The organism is Labrenzia sp. 011 (genome assembly GCF_003075075.1).
Classification (GTDB): domain Bacteria; phylum Pseudomonadota; class Alphaproteobacteria; order Rhizobiales; family Stappiaceae; genus Roseibium.
The window spans coordinates 1-18,590 of the sequence record NZ_QCYM01000021.1; the positions used below are offsets into that span (position 1 = coordinate 1).

16 protein-coding genes are annotated in these 18,590 nt (G+C 61.8%); 4 read left to right on the top strand and 12 right to left on the bottom strand.

Annotation, left to right across the window (positions count from 1 at the left end):
- Nucleotides 1-1,221: 1,221 nt before the first annotated feature.
- The 6 genes from DCO57_RS18420 to DCO57_RS18445 all read right to left on the bottom strand — a co-directional run bounded on the left by DCO57_RS18420 (nt 1,222) and on the right by DCO57_RS18445 (nt 7,115).
- A complete protein-coding gene (locus DCO57_RS18420) occupies nt 1,222-2,025 on the bottom strand; it encodes a BtpA/SgcQ family protein (protein ID WP_116700384.1) in 804 nt (267 codons plus the stop codon).
- 62 nt (nt 2,026-2,087) lie between these two features.
- Nucleotides 2,088-2,963, bottom strand: coding sequence for a sugar ABC transporter permease (locus DCO57_RS18425; protein WP_205756211.1), 876 nt, complete (start codon nt 2,961-2,963; stop codon nt 2,088-2,090).
- Between the two features lie 68 nt (nt 2,964-3,031).
- On the bottom strand, nt 3,032-4,303 hold the full coding sequence (locus tag DCO57_RS18430) for an extracellular solute-binding protein (RefSeq protein ID WP_116700386.1): 1,272 nt from the start codon (nt 4,301-4,303) through the stop codon (nt 3,032-3,034).
- Nucleotides 4,304-4,354: 51 nt separating this feature from the next.
- Nucleotides 4,355-5,155, bottom strand: a complete 801-nt coding sequence (locus DCO57_RS18435) for a carbohydrate ABC transporter permease (protein WP_116700387.1) — start codon at nt 5,153-5,155, stop codon at nt 4,355-4,357.
- Between the two features lies 1 nt (nt 5,156).
- The gene (locus DCO57_RS18440) at nt 5,157-6,257 is read right to left on the bottom strand and encodes an ABC transporter ATP-binding protein (protein ID WP_116700388.1); all 1,101 of its coding nucleotides are present in this window, start codon (nt 6,255-6,257) and stop codon (nt 5,157-5,159) included.
- Between the two features lie 57 nt (nt 6,258-6,314).
- Nucleotides 6,315-7,115, bottom strand: coding sequence for an SDR family NAD(P)-dependent oxidoreductase (locus DCO57_RS18445; RefSeq protein WP_116700389.1), 801 nt, complete (start codon nt 7,113-7,115; stop codon nt 6,315-6,317).
- A gap of 137 nt (nt 7,116-7,252) precedes the next feature.
- Between DCO57_RS18445 and DCO57_RS18450 the strand changes: the two genes are divergently transcribed.
- The 3 genes from DCO57_RS18450 to DCO57_RS18460 are packed head-to-tail and all read left to right on the top strand — an operon-like array spanning nt 7,253 to nt 10,225.
- On the top strand, nt 7,253-8,089 hold the full coding sequence (locus tag DCO57_RS18450) for a DeoR/GlpR family DNA-binding transcription regulator (protein WP_116700390.1): 837 nt from the start codon (nt 7,253-7,255) through the stop codon (nt 8,087-8,089).
- Nucleotides 8,090-8,105: 16 nt separating this feature from the next.
- Nucleotides 8,106-9,590 (top strand): FGGY-family carbohydrate kinase, encoded by a 1,485-nt coding sequence (locus tag DCO57_RS18455; protein WP_116700391.1) that lies wholly within the window; start codon nt 8,106-8,108, stop codon nt 9,588-9,590.
- On the top strand, nt 9,587-10,225 hold the full coding sequence (locus tag DCO57_RS18460) for an HAD family phosphatase (protein WP_116700392.1): 639 nt from the start codon (nt 9,587-9,589) through the stop codon (nt 10,223-10,225). The genes DCO57_RS18455 and DCO57_RS18460 overlap by 4 nt, the downstream gene beginning before the upstream one ends.
- A 449-nt stretch (nt 10,226-10,674) precedes the next feature.
- On the opposite strand, the gene DCO57_RS18465 is transcribed toward DCO57_RS18460, so the two are convergent.
- The 4 genes from DCO57_RS18465 to DCO57_RS18480 form a co-directional block, all read right to left on the bottom strand.
- Nucleotides 10,675-12,078, bottom strand: coding sequence for a metallophosphoesterase (locus DCO57_RS18465; protein ID WP_165814786.1), 1,404 nt, complete (start codon nt 12,076-12,078; stop codon nt 10,675-10,677).
- A 276-nt stretch (nt 12,079-12,354) separates the two neighbouring features.
- Nucleotides 12,355-13,632 (bottom strand): TRAP transporter large permease, encoded by a 1,278-nt coding sequence (locus DCO57_RS18470; protein WP_116700394.1) that lies wholly within the window; start codon nt 13,630-13,632, stop codon nt 12,355-12,357.
- A 12-nt stretch (nt 13,633-13,644) separates the two neighbouring features.
- Nucleotides 13,645-14,253, bottom strand: coding sequence for a TRAP transporter small permease (locus tag DCO57_RS18475; RefSeq protein WP_116700395.1), 609 nt, complete (start codon nt 14,251-14,253; stop codon nt 13,645-13,647).
- Complete coding sequence (locus DCO57_RS18480) at nt 14,250-15,227, bottom strand: sialic acid TRAP transporter substrate-binding protein SiaP (protein WP_116700396.1); 978 nt, start codon at nt 15,225-15,227, stop codon at nt 14,250-14,252. Before DCO57_RS18480 ends, DCO57_RS18475 begins: the two co-directional genes overlap by 4 nt.
- A 308-nt stretch (nt 15,228-15,535) precedes the next feature.
- On the opposite strand from DCO57_RS18480, the gene DCO57_RS18485 reads away from it, so the two are divergent.
- A complete protein-coding gene (locus DCO57_RS18485; RefSeq protein ID WP_116700397.1) occupies nt 15,536-16,306 on the top strand; it encodes a GntR family transcriptional regulator in 771 nt (256 codons plus the stop codon).
- 57 nt (nt 16,307-16,363) lie between these two features.
- On the opposite strand, the gene DCO57_RS18490 is transcribed toward DCO57_RS18485, so the two are convergent.
- Together DCO57_RS18490 and DCO57_RS18495 are read right to left on the bottom strand one after the other, a co-directional pair.
- A complete protein-coding gene (locus DCO57_RS18490; RefSeq protein WP_116700398.1) occupies nt 16,364-17,014 on the bottom strand; it encodes an NAD(P)H-dependent oxidoreductase in 651 nt (216 codons plus the stop codon).
- Nucleotides 17,015-17,147: 133 nt separating this feature from the next.
- Nucleotides 17,148-18,581 (bottom strand): NAD(P)(+) transhydrogenase (Re/Si-specific) subunit beta, encoded by a 1,434-nt coding sequence (locus DCO57_RS18495; RefSeq protein ID WP_116700399.1) that lies wholly within the window; start codon nt 18,579-18,581, stop codon nt 17,148-17,150.
- Nucleotides 18,582-18,590 lie beyond the last annotated feature (9 nt).

An 18,590-nucleotide genomic window follows, 5' to 3' on the forward strand; every position in this document is an offset into this window, starting at 1 on the left:
CCTTCATTGTCCAGCACAAGGCGTACCGCTCGTTCGCGTACTTCAGGGGAAAACTTGTTCGTCGTTTTGCTCATCGTGCTCCATCCTACTCAGGAGTTGGAGCCTCCGGCAAACCCGGCGCGGTTCATTTTCATTCTTCCATTGGGAACGGTTTGTCTCGATGAACTCTTCCGCAGCGGCGCCAAAGGACGGGACCGCAGAACGGTTCTTGCGCTTCTCGGCCAGCGGATTGATCCCCATTGCAAGTTGGGCACGGGCCGTAGACGCGAGCTCTCTTGCTTGTTTCAGAGAGATTCTAGTAGCAGATCCAAGGCCCATCTCTGTGGGTTTTCCATGCCAGCGGAACAAGAACACCCATCGCCGACCGCCGTTCTTGGAGACCGAAAGATAGAGGTTGCCACCATCAGCATGGCGCCCAGGTTCAGCCAGTGCATTTACGGCAACCGCTGAGAGTCGATTTAGCGTTCTAGCCATCTAATCTGCCCTACTTTCTGCCCTATCATTTAGGTCGGATGTTGGAGGGCGCAATCGGATGTTTCTGGAGAGGTTAACGAGGATATTTCTGAAAATGTGCAATTTTATCAATATGATATCGAATGGTTGTGTAGGCTTTCGGAAAATATTTAGACGGACTTCCTCTCCGCCACTTTCCTTCGGTCCAGTCTCGTCACATGGTTTACATCTGATACCGGAGAGAGCGTTTACACGTTCTCCGTTGTGAATGGGATGTCTGCCGGTTCGACGCGGTTTTCTCTGTCGTCGAAGACTCCCAGATCATAATCGAAGAATGAGACGAGCCGGGTTTAGCCGTCGGTTTCTCGCTGCCCCGGGATCTGGCCTGAGAACACCTGCCTGAGATTGGCTCCCCCGCTTTCCGATACAGATGCGACCGCAACGCGCATGGTGCCGGCGCTCCGCATTCCTTCAGGCATATGGGTCGGAGCTCTCAACGGGCCGGCGCGGACGCGGCCGGCGCGCAAGCGGAGAATCTCTTCACCGTTTCAGGAGGGGAGAGGGAACTGCTGCGGTACCCGACACCTGCGAGCCCCGGAAACCGCCGATCTGCTCAGAGGTCAGGAATTGTGAAGTCTCCGGAATGCCCCGGAACGTCCGCGCGGGCGCGACAGAGGAGTCGCGCTGATGAACAGCCGAACCGCAGGGATGAATGCGCCGACACGCCCCCATCCCCGCGATGCTTTTCAGCAACCGATCGCTTCCTGATCAGGCGCGGGTTGCCTTCACGATATCCATGAAGTCACGTGCGCGTGCCGGGTCGACCGCATTCCAGGTGTGGCCGTCGACCTTAAGCGACGAGCCGACGATGCAACCATCCGCGATCTTGAGGATGTCCGCCACGGTCGCATGCTTGACGCCCGTATTGGCCAGTACCGGTGTTTCGGGGAGGGTTTTCTTCACCGCTTCGAGGTCGTTCATCTCGGCTGCCTCTCCGGTGATCGCACCGGAGACCAGCACCGCGTCGGGAATCGAGGAGAAAACGGCGGACCGTGCACGGTCCGGCAGGGGGCGGGTGTCGAGCGAATGGGCGAATTCGGCGGAAACATTGTTCAGGATCACAAGGTCCTTGCGATCGAGCCGACGCGCCTCGCGCATCGCCCGGCCGGCGTTCGGCGTCCATGGCCCCATGTCCGAGGCATATGTTCCGGTGAAGATCTCGCGCACGAAAGAGGCGCCGGTGGCCGCTGCCAGGGCAACGGTCGCATCGGGGTCCCAGAGCACATTCACGCCGAAGGGCTTGCTGATCCTTTCGCGCAGGCGTCCGATCACGAAAGCCATCGCGGATGTGGTTGCCACATTCACCTGCAGCTCGTAGGGGCGGTCGTTCTCGTTGCCGAACATGACGGCATCGACATCGGCGGCCTGAAGCGCCTCGAGATCCTTCAGCGCGGCCTCATAGATCCCCTCGACACCCGCATCGGCATCATAAAGAGGCGTGCCGGGCATCGGGTTGAGATGGACCATCGCGATAACGGGTTTGATGCCCGGGAAAAGCGACTTGAATTTCATGGAAAGTCTCTCCTTTGTCCCCGCCATGTGCGAGGCTCGGTTGAAGCGGATACGGAGGGGGATCAGGTCTTTCTGCGTTCGAGCAGATAGAAGAAGACCACTGTGATCAGAAGAACGATAACGAGCAGGATGAAGGCTGCGGCGCTTCCCTCGTTCAGGGCAAGGCCTTGGAAAGCGCGCTTGTAGGCAAAGAAGGACAGCAGCTCGGTCGAGATGCCGGGGCCGCCCTTGGTCAGGATGTAGATCAGGTCATATGTGCGGAATTCGTTGATCAGCTGGATCACCACCGCGATCATCGCCACCGGGCGCAGAAGCGGCAGGGTGATATACCAGAACTGCTGCAGCGGGCCGGCCCCATCGACCTCGGCCGCTTCGTAGGGTTCCCGCGGCAGCGAGGCCAGGCCGGCGGAGAGCAGCAGGATCACGAAGGAGGTTTGCTGCCAGATGTCGATGAAAATCATCGTCTTGAGCGCCAGGGCAGAACTGCCCAGCCAGTCGACCATCGGCAGTCCGATCCCGGCAAGCGTCTGATTGACGATGCCCAGGTTGGGCTGCAGCAGCATTCGCCAGATCAGCGCCACGGCGACCGGCGACATGGCCATCGGCAGGGTCAGCACGGCGAAATAGACGCCGCGCATCGCGATCACCTGCCGCAGCATGAGCGCGATCCCCAGCCCGACGATGAATTCTCCCGCCACTGTCGCAACCGAATAGCGCAGGGTAATGCCGAGGGAATTCCAGAACAGCGGCTCGGACATGATCGAGAGGAAGTTTCCGAAGCCGGTGATCACCAGGTCCGGGCGAATGAGGGTCATGGACGAGAGAGAGATTGCCGCTGCATAGAGTACCGGCAGGCCCATCACGACGGTCAGCATCGCCAGACCCGGGGCGGCGAAGCCCCAGCCTGCGCGCATCATATCGGTCGTTCTCGTGCTCATCAGGAGTCTTTCGGTCAGCAGGAAACGGGAGGAGGCAGGCCGCGGGCGGCCTGCCTCCCCGGTAGGTGTTACTTGTTCATCAGGTCGGTCAGGCCGGTTGCTGCTGCCTGGAGCGCGTCGGTGACGGTGGCGTCGCCGCTGGCTGCCAGGGAAACCTGCGTTCCCAGGGTGTCCTCGTACTGCGCCGAATAGGTGAAGATCGGGAAGGACTTCCCGCTCTCAACCACGGCCATCGCGTCCTTGTAGAACGGGTATTTCGCCAGCACCTCCGCATCGGTGTAGACATCGGCCCGCACAGGAGCATGGCCCTGCAGGGCGCGCGCGACGGCGACATCCTTGCTCTGGACCCAGGTGATGAACGTCCAGGCGGCATCCTTTTCTTCCTGGGGAACGTTCTTCGCGATGCCCCAGCCCCAGCCGCCGCTTTCGCCATGGCCGCCCGGCATGACCGAGAGCGCCACCTTGCCGGCCACGTCCGGACAGCTTTCGGCGTTGTCGATCTGCGGCAGCATCCACCAGTAGGTTACCATCGAGAATGCTTCGCCCGAGCACATCAGCCGCATCGTGTCATCAAGCGTCGCGGAAAGTGCCCCGGTCTGCGCAGCGTTGTTGATCGCGTCCTTGTAAAGGGTCAGCGCTTTCTCGCCGGCCTCGGACGCCAGGACGACCTTGCCGTCCGCATCGAGGTATTCGCCGCCTGCGGAGAACAGGTAATTGGAGAATTCCATGGCGTTCGGGTCGCCTTTTTGACCCTGCATCGCGGCGCCGTTGACCTTGCCCTGCGCCTTCATGAACTTGGCGATCTGAACATATTCCTCGAGCGTCTTCGGCGCTGCCAGCTCCTGGCCGGTCTCGGACTTGTAGGCCGCCTTCAGATCCGGATCGTTCAGGAGGTCGGTGCGATAGATCAGGCCCATGGAATAGTTGTACATCGGCACCTGCGGCATGAAGTCTTCGGTGTTGCCCAGAAGCTCCATGGTCGAGGGGATGAGGGCCGACATGTCGAAGCCGGTTTTCTCGGCATAGGGCTTGAGATCCTCGAGCCATCCGGCTGCGGGGAATTCGCCTGCCCAGAGGAAATCGACCTCGAGGAGATTGTAATCGCTTTCACCGCTGACGAGCTGGGCCACCAGCTTGTCATGCATGTCTCCGTAACCGACTTTCTCGAATTCGACCTTGATGCCGGTCTTCTTCTCGAACTCGGGAAGCATGCTCTCGATGATCGTCGTTTCGGGAACGTCTTCCATGAGCGCGCGCAATGTCACGCCGTCGGCCAGAGCGGTTCCGGCCAGAAGAGACGTTCCGATACCAAGTGCCAGCGAAGAAAAGGTCTTTTTCATTTCTGTGTCCTCATCTGTAGGGTTTGACGTTTCTTATTGTTCTTATTGTTGTTATTTCACGGAGCCGAAGGAGAGCCCTTCGACCAGGTATTTCTGAATGAACTTGGCCGCGATCATCAGCGGCAGGATGGCAAGCGACACGCCGGCGGCGACATTCGAGATCTGCACGCCGTTCGACGTCTGCAGACTTGCCAGGGCGACCGGAACCGTGGCGGTCTTCGAGCCGCCCAGGATCAGGGCGAACAGAAACTCGTTCCACGACAGGATGAAACCAAGGACGGCGGCGGCCATGATGCCGGGCGTGGCAACAGGCAGCACGATGCGCCAGAAGGCCCCCCAGCGCGTCGCCCCGTCGGTCATTGCCGCCCCTTCCAGGTCTTCGGGGATCGCTTCGAAGAATCCCATCAGGATCCAGGTCAGGAACGGCAGGTTGATCGCCGCGTAGACGATGGTCAGACCGGTCAGCGAATTGGTCAGGCCGAAATTGCGAAACAGCATGAACGTCGGCAGCGCCAGTGCCACGGGCGGCAGCATCTGGCTGGCAAGAGTGGCGAAACGCGCCAGCCGTCCGCCGGTCCGGAAGCGGGCAAAGGCATATCCGGTCATGGCGGCCAGTGGCATGGTCACGATCACCGACAGGCTCGCCACGATCAGCGAGTTCATGTAGTTGCGTCCGAAATTCTTTTCGGCGAAGAGCGCGCGGTAGTTGTCGAGCGTTACCGAGGGGAGGATCGCCGAGCTGAAGCTGTCTTGCGCAGGCACCAGCGATGTGCGCAGCACCCACAGGATGGGAAAAAGCACGATCGTGACCGCAAGGATCAGGCCGATGTGCGATAGGATCCGCCGGCCCATCTCACGCCTCCCTTGCGATAACGTCACCGCTTGCGGCGTCGAAAAGGTGCATATGCGCAAGATCCGCATAAAGGGTGATCATGTCGCCGACTTTCGGCAGGAAATGGCGGTCGACCCTGGCTGAAAGGGTCTGGCCTGCGGATTCGATCACGATCAGGTTTTCGGGACCCAGCGCCTCCAGCACCGACACGGTTCCCTGAAAGGCCTGCGCACCCGGGGTGGGCTGGGTCTGGATGTCCTCGGCCCGCAGTCCGAACAGCAGTCCCGGTCCGGCGGCCGAACGGTAGAGGGCCGCCTCCCGTTCGGGCAATGGGCCGGAGATGGGGCCGGCGTCCAGCATCACCTTGTCACCGTCGGCGGTCAGGCGGGCTTTGATCAGGTTCATTGCCGGGGCGGCTAGAAATTGCGCCACGAAGGTGTTGCGCGGCCTGGCATAGACCTCCAGCGGCGCGCCGACCTGTTCGATCCGGCCGTTGCGCATGATGCAGATGCGGTCGCCCATGGTCATCGCCTCGACGTGGTCGTGGGTGACGAAAACGGTTGTCTTGCCGACGCGCCTGTGAAGCTTCACCAGCTCCTGGCGCATCTCGCCGCGCAGCTTGGCGTCAAGGTTCGACAGGGGCTCGTCCATCAGGAAGACATCGGGCTCACGCACGATTGCCCGCCCGAGAGCGACACGTTGCCGTTGCCCTCCGGAAAGTGCCGCCGGCTTGCGATTCAGATAGGGTTCAAGGCCGAGCACGGCAGCCGCCTGCGCGATCCGGCGATCCTGCTCGTCCCGGGGGGTGTTGCGCATCTTCATGCCGAAACGCATGTTTTCGCGCACGCTCATATGCGGATAAAGCGCGTAGGACTGAAACACCACGGCCACATTGCGATGGCGCGGCGCCAGACGCGTCACGTCCCGCCCGGCGATGCTGATCTGCCCCTCCGTTGTCTCCTCCAGCCCGGCGATCATCCTGAGTGTGGTGGACTTGCCGCAACCGGAGGGCCCGAGGAGCACCATGAACTCGCCTTCCTCGATCTCCAGCGAGACGTCCCTCACGCCGAAGTTGCCGAGGCCGTAATCCCGGCTGATCTTTTGGAGCTTGATCTCTGACACGTTGGCGTTCCGTCGGACAGGAGAGGGGGCTGGGATGAACAGGCGGCTGTTGCGGTATCAGGTCATATAGACGCCGCCGGTCACATTGATCGCCTGTCCGGTCATGAAACGCGCCGCATCCGAACACAGGAAAACCACCACACCGGCAACATCTTCGGGCGTTTCGATCCGGCCAAGAGGGGTTTGCGAGATGTAGTCCTGCTGCACTTCTTCCGGCGACATGTGGCGCAGCTCCGCCTCCCAGGCGATCTCGCGTTCCTGCATCGACGTCCGCACGAAGCCGGGGCAGACCGCATTCACGCGAATTCCGGAAGGGGCCAGCTCGCGGGCGAGGCCCTGGGTCCAGCCGACCACGGCGAATTTGCTGGCCGAGTAATGCGCCAGCAACGGTGCTCCGACCTTGGCAGCCAGGGAGGCGGTGTTCACGATCGTCCCGCGGCCCTGTTCCAGGAAGTGGCGGGCTGCGATCTGATTGGTCAGGAACACGCCGCGCGCGTTCACATCCATGTTGAAGTCCCAGTCGCGGTCGGTCAGATCCACAGCAGGACGCATGCTGGAAACACCCGCATTGGCGATGCAGATGTCGATGCCGCCTGCCGCTTCGACCGCAGAGGAAAAGGCCGCCTCGACCGACGCCCGCTCACGCACGTCAATCCTGACCGCCCGATGTCCGGAGCCGAGCTTGTCGGCCGCTGCTTCTGCCGCCTCCAGATCCAGATCGGCGACAGTCACGGTAATGTCTTGCGCCGCGAGAGCACGGGCGATGGCCCAGCCGATCCCGCCGGCGGCACCCGTCACGAAAGCCGATTTCCCCGTGAGCTCCGGATGCGTCTGGAGGGCCAGTTCGTGTTCATTCATGTTTCATTTCTCCAAGATTGATCAAAAGCAAACATAGATTCGTAAGCCGGGCAAGAAAATTGTTTGATTTTGTTCGATTGAAATTTAGGCAATGTTCTGATTTGATTGGTTTGATATTATTTGCAGAGACCGCCGAGATGACAGACAGTTCAATCCACCCGACGCCAGACAAGGCGGCCAAACGTGGCCGTACGCCTGCCCAGGCACGACTGGCTGCAATCCGCGAGCGCCTCATCCAGGGAGGATCGGTCTCGGTTGCCGAAATCGCCCGGGAGTTTGCCGTTTCGGACATGACGGTCCGCAGAGATCTGGCCGAGCTGGAAGGGCAGGGCCTGCTGGAGCGGGTGCATGGCGGTGCCGTCAGCCTGCAGCATGGCCCCTTGACGGTGATCGACGATGTGGAGCCGCTGTTCGAGGCCCGCCGTCGCCTGAACAGCGAAGCGAAGGCCCGCATAGCCCGGGCCGCCGTGCGACTGGTGGCAGACCATCAGACCCTTGCCTTCGACCTGGGAACCACAGTGCTCGCCGGCGCCCGCACTCTGGTGTCCTCGGATCCTGCGCAGGGATTGCGGATTTTCACCAACAGTCTGCGGGTGGCTCAACTGGCCGCGGCGGCGTCGGTGCCGACCTATGTCCCCGGTGGACTGATCCAGCCGGGAGAAATGTCGGTGACCGGTCAGAGCGCCGTCGAGAATTTCTCCCGCTACTACTTCGATGCGGCGCTGATCGGAGCGTCCGGTCTGACCCAGGACGGGGTGTTCGACTATTCACCTGAAGAAGCGGCGATGAAATCGGTCTACATTCAACGCTCTTCCCGCCGCATCCTGATGATTGACAGCTCCAAGTTCCGCCGCATCTCCACCGTCCGTGTGGCGGATCTGGCGCATATATCCATCATGGTCACCGATGCCGCCCCGCCGCCGGAACTGGCTCAGGCGCTCGAAGAAGCCAACGTCCAGACTGTTATCGCCTGACTTCCCGAGGTTTTTCATGGCACTTTTTCTAGGTCTCGATATCGGGACGACGTCGACGATCGGCCTGCTCATCGAGCTGCCCGACCGGATCCTGGCCAAGGTCTCGCGGCCGGTCACACTGCAATCGGCCCATCCAGGCTGGGCGGAGGAAGACCCCGGCCAATGGTGGGACAATTGCTGCGCGATTGTCCCCGAACTTCTGGAGAAATCCGGACGAGAGGCGTCAGAGATCGCCGGGATCGGCGTGGCGGGCATGCTGCCGGCTACCATCCTGCTGGACGGGCAGGGCCGACCCTTGCGCCCCTCGATCCAGCAAAGTGACGGCCGTGCCGGGTTCGAGGTCGAGGAAATGCGCCGCGAAATCGATGAGGATGCCTTTCTGGCCGCCGCCGGAAATGGCGTCAACCAGCAGCTTGTCGGCGCCAAGATGCGCTGGCTGAAACGGCACGAACCCGACGTTATCCGGAACGCCAGGACCCTGCTGGGCTCCTATGATTACATCAACTACCGCCTGACCGGGGTGGCGCGGGTCGAACAGAACTGGGCGCTTGAAGCGGGAATCGTGAATGTCGCGACCAACCGGGTCGATCCCGATCAGGCTGCTCTGACGGGGATCGATCCGGCGCTGCTGCCACCGCTTGCGCCCTCGTCTGAGGTCATGGGCAGCGTCACGGCCGAAGCGGCCGCACAGACCGGCCTGGCGGCGGGAACGCCCGTGGTCGGAGGGGCCGCCGACATGATCGCCTCCTGTCTTGGCGCCGGTGTCATCGCGAATGGCGACGTGTTGCTGAAGTTCGGTGGCGCGGTGGACATCCTGACCGCGACCGACAGGGCGATACCCGACAAACGGCTGTTTCTCGATTACCATCTCGTGCCGGGTCTGTGGATGCCCAATGGCTGCATGTCCACCGGCGGATCTGTGCTCAACTGGTTCGTGGATACCTTCGCCACCGGGATCGCGCCGCTGGACGGCTCACGCCATGCGGCACTCGACGCCCTGGCTGCAGATCGCCCGGCCGGCGCAATGGGGCTGACCTTCCTGCCCTATCTTCTGGGAGAGAAAACGCCGATACACGACCCCTCCGCACGCGGGGCATTGAACGGCATGACCTTGTCGCATGATCTGGGCCACATCTGGCGCGCGGTGCTGGAGTCCTACGCCTATGCCATCCGCCATCACGTGGAAACCTTCAACGAGATCGGCTATGAGACAACGCGCTTCTTCGTCTCCGACGGCGGTGCGAACAGCGATGTCTGGATGGGGATCGTCGCGGATGTTCTGGGCGTCTCCCTGCAACGGCTCGGCGGGCATCCCGGTTCCTGCCTCGGTGCGGCCTGGGTCGCGGCAGTCGGTTGCGGCGGCGCGGACTGGAGCGGCATCGCGGCCCTGACGGAACGCGACGCGCTGATCACGCCCGACCCGGCCCATCGTCAGGTCTATGACAGTGGCTATGCCCGGTTCAAGGATCTTTACGAACGCCTGAAGGGGAGTTGCTCATGAGCTTGCGTGCCATTGCCTGGGACATTGACGGAACCCTTGTGGACAGCGAGCCGTTGCACCACCGCGCCCTCGTGGCGGTCTGCGCCGGCTACGGTCTGGAGATCGATCCGCAGGATCAGAGCTTTGTCGGCATGCACATCGGCCATGTCTGGGATCGGCTGCGCCCGCGGTTTCCGCAGACGGTGGACGAGCGGCAGTGGCATCAGCGGATCCGTACCTACTATGCCGAGCACAGCGGCAGCCTTGTCCCGATCCCGGGCGCTGTCGAAACTGTCAGGTTGCTCGCTGAAGCGGGCATTGCGCAGATCTGCGTTTCGAACTCCGAACGGGAGGTCGTCGACGTGAACCTTCGCAGTCTCGGGCTTGCGGAGCTTCTGGTCGGGTCGATCAGTCTCGACGATGTGCCTGCAGGCAAACCCGATCCGGCTCCCTACCAGATGGCGGCCAAGGCATTGAAACTGCCGCCGCAGGATGTTCTTGCCGTCGAGGACAGCGTTACCGGAATGCGCTCGGCACTGGCCGCCGGCATGAAGGTTGCGCTGTTTGGCGGCGATGCATCCGGCGACCCGCCGCACGCGCATTTCCATCCGGTTTCCCTTTCCGAAATTCCGCAGTTCCTGAAGCCGCGGGCGTAGGTTTCGACTTGCGCCACCACTCGTGAACACGGGCGATCCTGTCGACGATCCGCCGTCTTCGTTCCTTACCGGCCGGTAGGTCAAGTGACGAATACAATCCGGCGGAAACTGCCGACGCAAGAGGCCCGGACGGATTGTCCGGGCCTCTCTGTGGTTCGATGGGGGAGGGGAGAATTACTTCTTCAGTCCTACGGTTTCGATCACTTCACCCTATTCCTTGACATCCTTGTTGATCATCTCGGCCATTTCATCGGGGGTGGTGTGCATCAGTGTCATGGAACGGGCGGACATTGTTATCCAGCGCTTCCTGGACGACACCGCCGGCTAGAGGCCGTATAGCTGCGCCCGATGGTTCACTTCACCCCGTCGATGGGGGCAGGTCGGCGAAACGGCGATGCCGGAGTGCTCCTCGACTTGCTGAGTGCGGACATCCATGTCTTGTAACGACATCAGTTTCCCGTGCAGTAACACGTTTCGTAGGCGGTCCGGTTGATGGTGCTTTGGGCACACGCGTAGGCTTGCCAGTTTGAATCCGTGATCTGTCTGGAGTGCGCCTTGACGGCATAAAGGTCGTCGAACCTGGCGCGCAGGGTCTTGTCGTTCTTGATCCGGGCGGCAAGGGCCGCGCGGCTGGCGGGGGAGAGGTCCTGAAGGGCGTAGGTGCTGCGATAGACGTATTCGAGCTGCCAGTCCGGCCGGGCGCCCTGCGCGGCGGCGGAAAGATTTGGCATGTAGAAGGTCGCCGAATCCCTTATGGCGCCACTTGTACGGTCATAGAGAAAGGCCGTGAAGGCCGGATTGTTGCCGAAGACCGGGCTTACGGCCGGGGTGATCTGGCTGGCGACCAGCGGCGTGCCGTCGGTATCCGCGATGATCGCGAAACTGTCCATATGGGTGTGGCCGGAAAACGTGTACTCGACGACGACGCTGTATTTGCGCATGAGGTCCACAAATTTCCCGGAGTAGCGGTCATGCCAGAAGGGGCTGATGCGGGCGTCGCAGCTGCCTGTTCCGTGCACCGTGCTGTAGGCGTTGATGCCCGGTGGCACATGCATGAGAATCTGCGCTTTCCGCCCGGCTTTCCGGGTCCGGGCAAGTTCGTTCTCCAGCCAGGTCATCATTGCGCCGCCGGGATCTCCGCCGCCGGCACCGCAGCTGTCCGCGTAGCGAGGTGTCCAGAAGATGTTGTTGAGGACGATGATGTCCTGATCCGCAAGAGTGGGATGGGCAACCTTGTAGTAGCCGCCGGTCCGGAACCGGTCGAATCGCATCGGCTGCCGGCTCAATGTCGCCCATTGATCGGCGATTCCGGCTGTAAAGGGACTGTCCGGTGCGATCTCGTAGTCGCCGCAGGCGGAATCCGTATTGCCCAACACGCCGTAGACGGGAATGCCGCCGAAGCTCTCCTCGAGAAGGAGCGAGACATATTGCGCGGTCTTGATGGCGAAGGAGGTGTGCCCCTGAGGTGACGGACCGGCATGTTTGAGGTAGTCGGAATTGAAATCGTGGCTCAGGTAGTCTCCGGTGTAGAGCACATAGTCATAGGTCATGTTTTGCGCGGCGGCAGCCTGAAGGGCGGAGACCGTCAGGGCGTAGCCTGCGTCATGCTGGTAGCTGCGGATGACCCCCTTCGCGCCCTTGGCGAAGATCTGCGACCATTCCGAGACCGGGTTCCGGTCCAGCGCCGGAACGAGAGCGGGTACGGTGAACGGATCGAAATGGATGTCCGTCACGATCAGGAAAAGTCCCTCGCCGGGACCGGGCTGAAGAGGGGCGCCCTGCGCCCGGACAGCGGCCTGCGGCAGCATCACCGCTGCCAGTACCGTCAGCGCGAATGCAATCCTGACCAGCATGGCAAGTGTCCCTTCCGCAAAGTGAGTTTCGTGAGGACCAATTCGGTCAAATCCGAAGGACATGGAAAGGGTTTCACCCCGTGTCGCCATTCCCATGCCAGTTCGTCTTCATTTGGGAGTTCACACCCTAGATGAAGGCTTGCGGGAATGGAAACGCGGAAAGACCGAAAGGGAAGCTTGCCGCCATTCGACCCGAGTGGAGGTGGGAAGGGGGGGCGTGGGCCGCCATGGCAAACGCTCCGGGCGTTCGCCATGGCGGCAGAGTCGGACGCCGGCCTAGCGGTAGATCATCGTCGGCAGCCACATGGAGAAGGCCGGCACGAAGGTCAGCAGCAGCAGGACGGTTACCAGCGGGATCAGGAAGGGTGCCGTGGCGGTCACGCATCGTTCGAAGGGCACATGGGCCACCTTGGACAGCACGTAGAGCACCATGCCCACCGGTGGCGTCAGCAGGCCGATCATCAGGTTGAGGATCATGATGATGCCGAAATGCACCGGATCGATGCCGAGGCCGACGGCAACCGGCAGCAGCACCGGTGTCAGGATGGTGATCGCCGCGATGGTTTCCATGAACAGGCCGATCACCAGAATGATCAGCGTGATGATCAGAAGCAGCGCCACCTTGTTGTCCGTCAGACCTACCATCAGCTCCGAGAAATGCCGGGCGGTCTGATTGGCGGTCAGGATCCAGGCGAAGATCGTCGACGCCGCGACGATGAGCATGATCGCTGCCGTGGTCTCGACCGTTTCGAAGGAGACCTTCAGGATCTTCTTCCAGTTCAGCGTGCGGTAGACGCCGACACCGAGGACGAGGCACCAGGCGACGGCGGCAATGGCCGCTTCCGTCGGCGTGAAAATGCCGAACATGATGCCGCCGATGATGATCGCCGGGGTCATCAGCGGCAGAAAGGCGTCGAGGAACGTGCGCCCGAAACGGCTCAGGACGAAGGCCTGGTCCCGGGGATAGTTCCGTCGGCGTGAGTACCAGGCAACCATCACCATGAGCGCCAGTGCCATCATGAGACCGGGGACGATGCCCGCCATGAACAGCTGGCCGATGGACGCGTCGGCAATGACGCCATAGATCACCAGCGGCAGGGATGGGGGAATGATCGGCCCGATCGTCGAGGAGGCGGCGGTGATGCCGACGGCGAAATCCGTGTCATAGCCGGAATCGCGCATGGCCTTGATTTCGATGTTGCCAAGCCCTCCGGCATCGGCCACCGCCGCGCCCGACATCCCCGCGAAAATGACGCTGGCGCCCACATTCACATGACCCAGTCCGCCATGCATCCAGCCGACCGCCGCACGGGCGAAGGCGAAGATGCGGGTCGTGATGCCGGCGGAGTTCATCAGGTTGCCGGCAAGTATGAAGAAGGGAACCGCGATCAGCGGGAAGGAATTGATGCCGTTGACCATATTGGCCAGCACGATCATCGGCGGTAGCCCCTCGAAGGCGACGAAAGCCAGGGAGGCCAGCGCCAGCGCGGCGGCAACCGGTACGCCGATGATCATCAGCGCGAAAAGAAACAGGATCATGAGCACGATGGCCATGCGGTCTTAACCTCAATCGGTGGGCAGATGTGCGTCCAGCGAACGCACGACGTCTTCCGGGCTCTGCCGGAGGCGCCGCCACAGCCAGACGGCCGAATAGAATGCCATGACGCCGAGCGCGATCACGCAGATGGTGTAGATCCACGCCTTCGGGATGGGCAGGGAGATCATTTTCTGCCGGGTCTTCTGGGTCAGCTCGATGCCGATCCACGTCATGGTCGCGAAAAAGCCGAGGGTGATCGCCTGAGCCAGCACCGTCAGTCCCTTTGCCACAGCAGGCGGGACCACGCGCATCAGGAATTCCAGCGTGATGTGGGTTCCGCGCCGTGTCGCCGTGATCGAGCCCAGGAAACAGACCAGGATCAGAAGATAGCGGGCCACTTCTTCGGTCCATGCCAGCGAGTCGTTCAGGACGTAGCGGGTGAAGAATTGCATGAAAACGACGATGGCGAGGATCCAGAAAACGAAGATCCCCGGTGCATCGACCCAGCTGAGATCGCCGAGATCCGTCTCGCCGTCCTCGAAATGCAGCAGATCGGGCGCGCCTGACGCGCGCCCTTCCTGGTGCTCGGCGGAGGCGGAATTGTCCGTCTCCACCGCCCCGTCAGTCTTCCGGATCATTTCGCGAGGGCCTGCATCCGCTCGTAATGTTCCTTGGTGTAGGGCACTTTCGATTCATCCGTCAGGATGGGTTCGACGGCGGCCTGGAAGTCCGTCTTGTCGATTTCGTTCACCTGAATGCCCTGATCACGGAACCACTGCACCAGATCCTGTTCGGACTGGTAGATTTCTTCCGCGTTCCGCGCCAGTGCGTCCTTGACGACGGCATCGACGATTGCCGCGTCATCGCCAAGCTCGCCCATGGCGTTTTCGGAGACCACGACGATCAGCGAGTTGCCGATATGACCGGTCAGGTTGATGTTCGACTGGACCTCGTAGAACTTCTTGAACTTGATGGTCGGCAGCGGGTTTTCCTGAGCATCGACGACGCCCTGCTGCAGGGCCAGATAGACTTCCGAGAAGGCGATCGGCGTCGGGTTTGCCCCCACAGCGTTCGGGAACAGGACCATCAGCGGCGAATCCGGCACGCGGATCTTCAGGCCTTCCATGTCGGCCGGCTTGGTGATCGGGAAATTGGAAGTCACGTGCCGGTAGCCGTACCAGGTGATGCCCAACACCGTATGACCGGTGGCTTCCTTGTAGCCTTCGGAAAGCTCGGCGAAGAGATCGCTGTCGCGGTAGGCCTTCCAGTGATCGTAGTCCTTCAGCATGAAGGGATAGTCAGAGATGGCAATGGGACCGTAGTCGCGTTCCGCGAAATTCGGGCCGGTGTAGATCATGTCGATGGAGCCGATGGTCAGGCCTTCGTTGATCTCCGCTTCCTTGCCGAGGGACGAGGCGGGATAGACGGAAATGGTCACTCGCCCGTCGGTCTTTTCCTTGATCTGCTCGGCGGCCCAGAGCGCCCACTTGTGGTAGCTGGAGCCTTCCTCGTAGACATGCGCCCATTTCAGATCCGCCGCCCAGGCCTGTCCCGCAAGAGCAACCGTCATCGCGGCGGCCAGAAGGCCCCGCGTTACCTTTTTTCCAAACATATCTTTCCTCCCGTTGGCCGGAGCCGAACTCCTCCGCTCGTCTGGCCAATTCATGTATAACTGGTATACAAGATATTTTACGTATATGACATATTTACGGAATGCAAACGAATTCGATCTGGTCAGGCAGGCGGCTGGCTGCTAGTCACGGCCGGACGAATGGGCACGAAACGGGCCTCCGCGGATGGCCCCCGTCCGGGAGCGCAAGGGGAACCGGCAACGTGTGACGCCGGGTGGAAATCACCTGCCCGGAAGGTGCAAGCCGCGTCCTTTGCGGAAACCGGGATGGCTCGGTATCAGGAGAGTTTATGGCCGTATCATTGGATGAAAGGCCCTCTGCGGAAATCAGGTCTCGCAAGCAGAGAGCGCCGAATTCGCCGCCTCGCGGGGCGCCGGACAGGCATGCCGGACAGGCGGCACGCAATTCGGAGATTGTCTATCGCGATCTGCACGATGCGATTGTCGATGTCAGCCTGGTGCCGGGCACGCCTATCGTGGAAAAGGAGATTACGGAAAGATACGGCATCAGCCGTACGCCGGTTCGCGAGGCGATTCTCAAGCTGGCCGAGGAACAGCTTGTGGATGTCATTCCCAAGTCGGGAACCTTTGTCGCCCGCATCCCGGTCGCTGTCCTGCAGGAGGCGATTGTCGCCCGCAGGGCGCTTGAGGAAGTCTGCGTCCGCGAGGCGACCGCGAAGGCGAGCAAGAGCCAGCTCATGGAACTGCGGGCCATCATCCAGCGCGAATACGAACTCAGCGCCGCCGGCGACGAACATGCTTTCCACGAGGCCGACAACGTCTTTCATGCCGGGGTGGCCGCCGCGGGCGGGTATCCGGGCATCTGGACCATGGTTGAGAAAATCCGCCTTCAGGTCGAACGCTACCGTCGGCTGACTTTGCCGCAGCACGGCAGGATGAAGCTGATCGTCGCCGAACATGAGGCTGTCCTGGACGGCATCGAGAACAGGGACGCAAATGCGGCCGTGGCCGCCATGAACAGCCATCTCAACAAGCTGCGGATCGACATCGCAACATTCCGGGATCTCTGGCCGGATTATTTCCTGTTCGACAGGAAGTAGCCCCGCCGAGCGTCCTCTGTCCGATGCGGCCTGCGCCGGTTTTCCGGTGCGGGCAGCTTACGGCGCATTGCGTTGTGAGGGATCTTTCGTGAAGGCGCCCGGAGCGTCGAGGGTGCCCGCTGCCCTCTGGGTCTCGGCCGCCGTTGCCCACCATTTCAGTTGCAGGAGCGTGCGGTCCATGTAGTCGTCCCAGCGCGCGGACTCGGCTTCTTGCGGATAGGCCCCGTCTTCCTCGAAGACCTCCTGTGCTCTGGGGACATGGACCATGGCCGAAACCGGCAGGCACCCCAGCTCGGAAAGATAGGTCCGCATGTTGACGGCGGCGCGGGCACCGCCCCACTGGCCGGCGGAATAGGTCACGATGGCGCTTGGCTTGTAGGAAAAAAGCGAGCTGCCGAAATGATTGAGGAGATGGGACAGGGCCGGTGACATGGAATGATTGTATTCCGGCGAGACCATCACATAGCCGTCCGCGGCACGGATCTGCCGGGCCAGGTTCTCCAGTTGCTCGGGCGCCTTGCCCTGTGCATAGGAAAAATGCGGCTTGAAGGGTGAGGGAAGCGCGATCTCCAGCGGGTCGATGGTTCGGAAATCGAGTCCCAGTGCGTCGAGCCGGCGGGCGCAGGCCCTTGCCACACGCAGGCCGAGACGGGCGGGATGCGGTGGTGTGCTGTCGCGCTCGGTGCCGAGGAAAATCAGGAAATTCATGCTCGGGTCTTGTCCTTCTTTCGCCTGCGGGGAAGCAGCGATTGAGCGGAAAGGATACCGTTCCGGAAGCGGGGAGGCAAAAAAAAGCCACCCCGGCGGACCGGGGTGGCTTGCTGTCGAAAACGCTGCCTTCTCAGCTGATCTGTGTGAGCAGCTTGTCGAGGCTTGCCTTTGCGTCGCCGTAGAACATCCGGGTGTTCTCCTTGAAGAAGAGCGGGTTCTCGATACCGGAATAGCCCGTTCCCTGGCCGCGCTTGGAAACGAAGACCTGCTTGGCCTTCCACACTTCCAGGACCGGCATGCCGGCGATCGGCGAGTTGGGGTCTTCCTGGGCTGCCGGATTGACGATGTCGTTGGAGCCGATGACGATCACAACGTCCGTATCCGGAAAGTCCTCGTTGATCTCGTCCATTTCCATGACGATGTCGTAAGGCACCTTGGCCTCGGCCAGCAGCACGTTCATGTGGCCGGGCAGGCGGCCGGCGACCGGGTGGATGGCGAACCGCACGCTCTTGCCCTTGGCGCGCAGGCGCTTGGTCAGTTCGCTGACCGACTGCTGCGCCTGGGCGACGGCCATGCCGTAGCCGGGAACGATGATGACGCTGTCCGCGTCCTCAAGCGCGGCGACCACACCGTCCGCATCGATGGCGATCTGTTCGCCGTCCACTTCCATGGCCGGTCCGGTGGTGTTTCCGAAACCGCCCAGGATGACGGAGACGAACGAGCGGTTCATGGCCTTGCACATGATGTAGCTGAGGATCGCGCCGGAAGAGCCGACCAGCGCGCCGACGACGATCAGAAGATCGTTGCCCAGCGAGAAGCCGATGGCCGCCGCGGCCCAGCCCGAATAGGAGTTCAGCATCGACACCACGACCGGCATGTCCGCACCGCCGATGCCCATGATCAGGTGATAGCCCACGAAGAAGGCCAGCAGCGTCATCACGATGAGCGTCCAGATGCCGGCGCCGTTGAGGAACAGGAGCAGCAGGATCAGGCTGAGGACGGCCGCACCGGCGTTCAGCATGTGACCGCCCGGCAGCTTTTCCGCCTTGGAGGTGATCTTGCCGGCAAGCTTGCCGAAGGCGACGACGGAGCCCGTGAAGGTGACCGCACCGATGAAGACCCCGAGGAAGACCTCGACCTTGAGGATGGACTGCTCTACCGGGGTCTTGTGGGCCAGCAGCGCGGCGAACCCTTCCAGGGCCTCACGCTCTTCCGCTCCCATGGCCAGAACCCGGCCCAGTTCGATATAGGCGTTGAAGCCGACGAAGACCGCGGCCAGACCCACCAGCGAGTGCATCGCGGCGACCAGTTGCGGCATTTCGGTCATCTGCACCCGCTGGGCGACGAAATAACCGATGATCCCGCCGGCGGCGATGAGCAGCAGCGACAGCAGCCACAGGCCCGAGCCCGGGCCGATCAGGGTGGCGACAACCGCCAGCGCCATGCCGGCAATGCCGTACCAGACCGCACGTTTCGCGCTTTCCTGACCCGAAAGGCCGCCAAGTGACAGGATGAACAATACAGCCGCAACCACATAGGCAGCCGTCGTGAAACCGAATTCCATGGCTCGGCC

Coding starts and splice junctions, on each gene's coding strand:
- DCO57_RS18420 (WP_116700384.1), bottom strand. CDS start 2,025: ATGAAATTCAAGTCGCTTTTCCCGGGCATCAAACCCGTTATCGCGATG.
- DCO57_RS18490 (WP_116700398.1), bottom strand. CDS start 17,014: ATGAATTTCCTGATTTTCCTCGGCACCGAGCGCGACAGCACACCACCG.
- DCO57_RS18470 (WP_116700394.1), bottom strand. CDS start 13,632: ATGGCCATCGTGCTCATGATCCTGTTTCTTTTCGCGCTGATGATCATC.
- DCO57_RS18460 (WP_116700392.1), top strand. CDS start 9,587: ATGAGCTTGCGTGCCATTGCCTGGGACATTGACGGAACCCTTGTGGAC.
- DCO57_RS18465 (WP_165814786.1), bottom strand. CDS start 12,078: ATGCTGGTCAGGATTGCATTCGCGCTGACGGTACTGGCAGCGGTGATG.
- DCO57_RS18475 (WP_116700395.1), bottom strand. CDS start 14,253: ATGATCCGGAAGACTGACGGGGCGGTGGAGACGGACAATTCCGCCTCC.
- DCO57_RS18450 (WP_116700390.1), top strand. CDS start 7,253: ATGACAGACAGTTCAATCCACCCGACGCCAGACAAGGCGGCCAAACGT.
- DCO57_RS18425 (WP_205756211.1), bottom strand. CDS start 2,963: ATGAGCACGAGAACGACCGATATGATGCGCGCAGGCTGGGGCTTCGCC.
- DCO57_RS18495 (WP_116700399.1), bottom strand. CDS start 18,581: ATGGAATTCGGTTTCACGACGGCTGCCTATGTGGTTGCGGCTGTATTG.
- DCO57_RS18455 (WP_116700391.1), top strand. CDS start 8,106: ATGGCACTTTTTCTAGGTCTCGATATCGGGACGACGTCGACGATCGGC.
- DCO57_RS18430 (WP_116700386.1), bottom strand. CDS start 4,303: ATGAAAAAGACCTTTTCTTCGCTGGCACTTGGTATCGGAACGTCTCTT.
- DCO57_RS18480 (WP_116700396.1), bottom strand. CDS start 15,227: ATGTTTGGAAAAAAGGTAACGCGGGGCCTTCTGGCCGCCGCGATGACG.
- DCO57_RS18485 (WP_116700397.1), top strand. CDS start 15,536: ATGGCCGTATCATTGGATGAAAGGCCCTCTGCGGAAATCAGGTCTCGC.
- DCO57_RS18445 (WP_116700389.1), bottom strand. CDS start 7,115: ATGAATGAACACGAACTGGCCCTCCAGACGCATCCGGAGCTCACGGGG.
- DCO57_RS18435 (WP_116700387.1), bottom strand. CDS start 5,155: ATGGGCCGGCGGATCCTATCGCACATCGGCCTGATCCTTGCGGTCACG.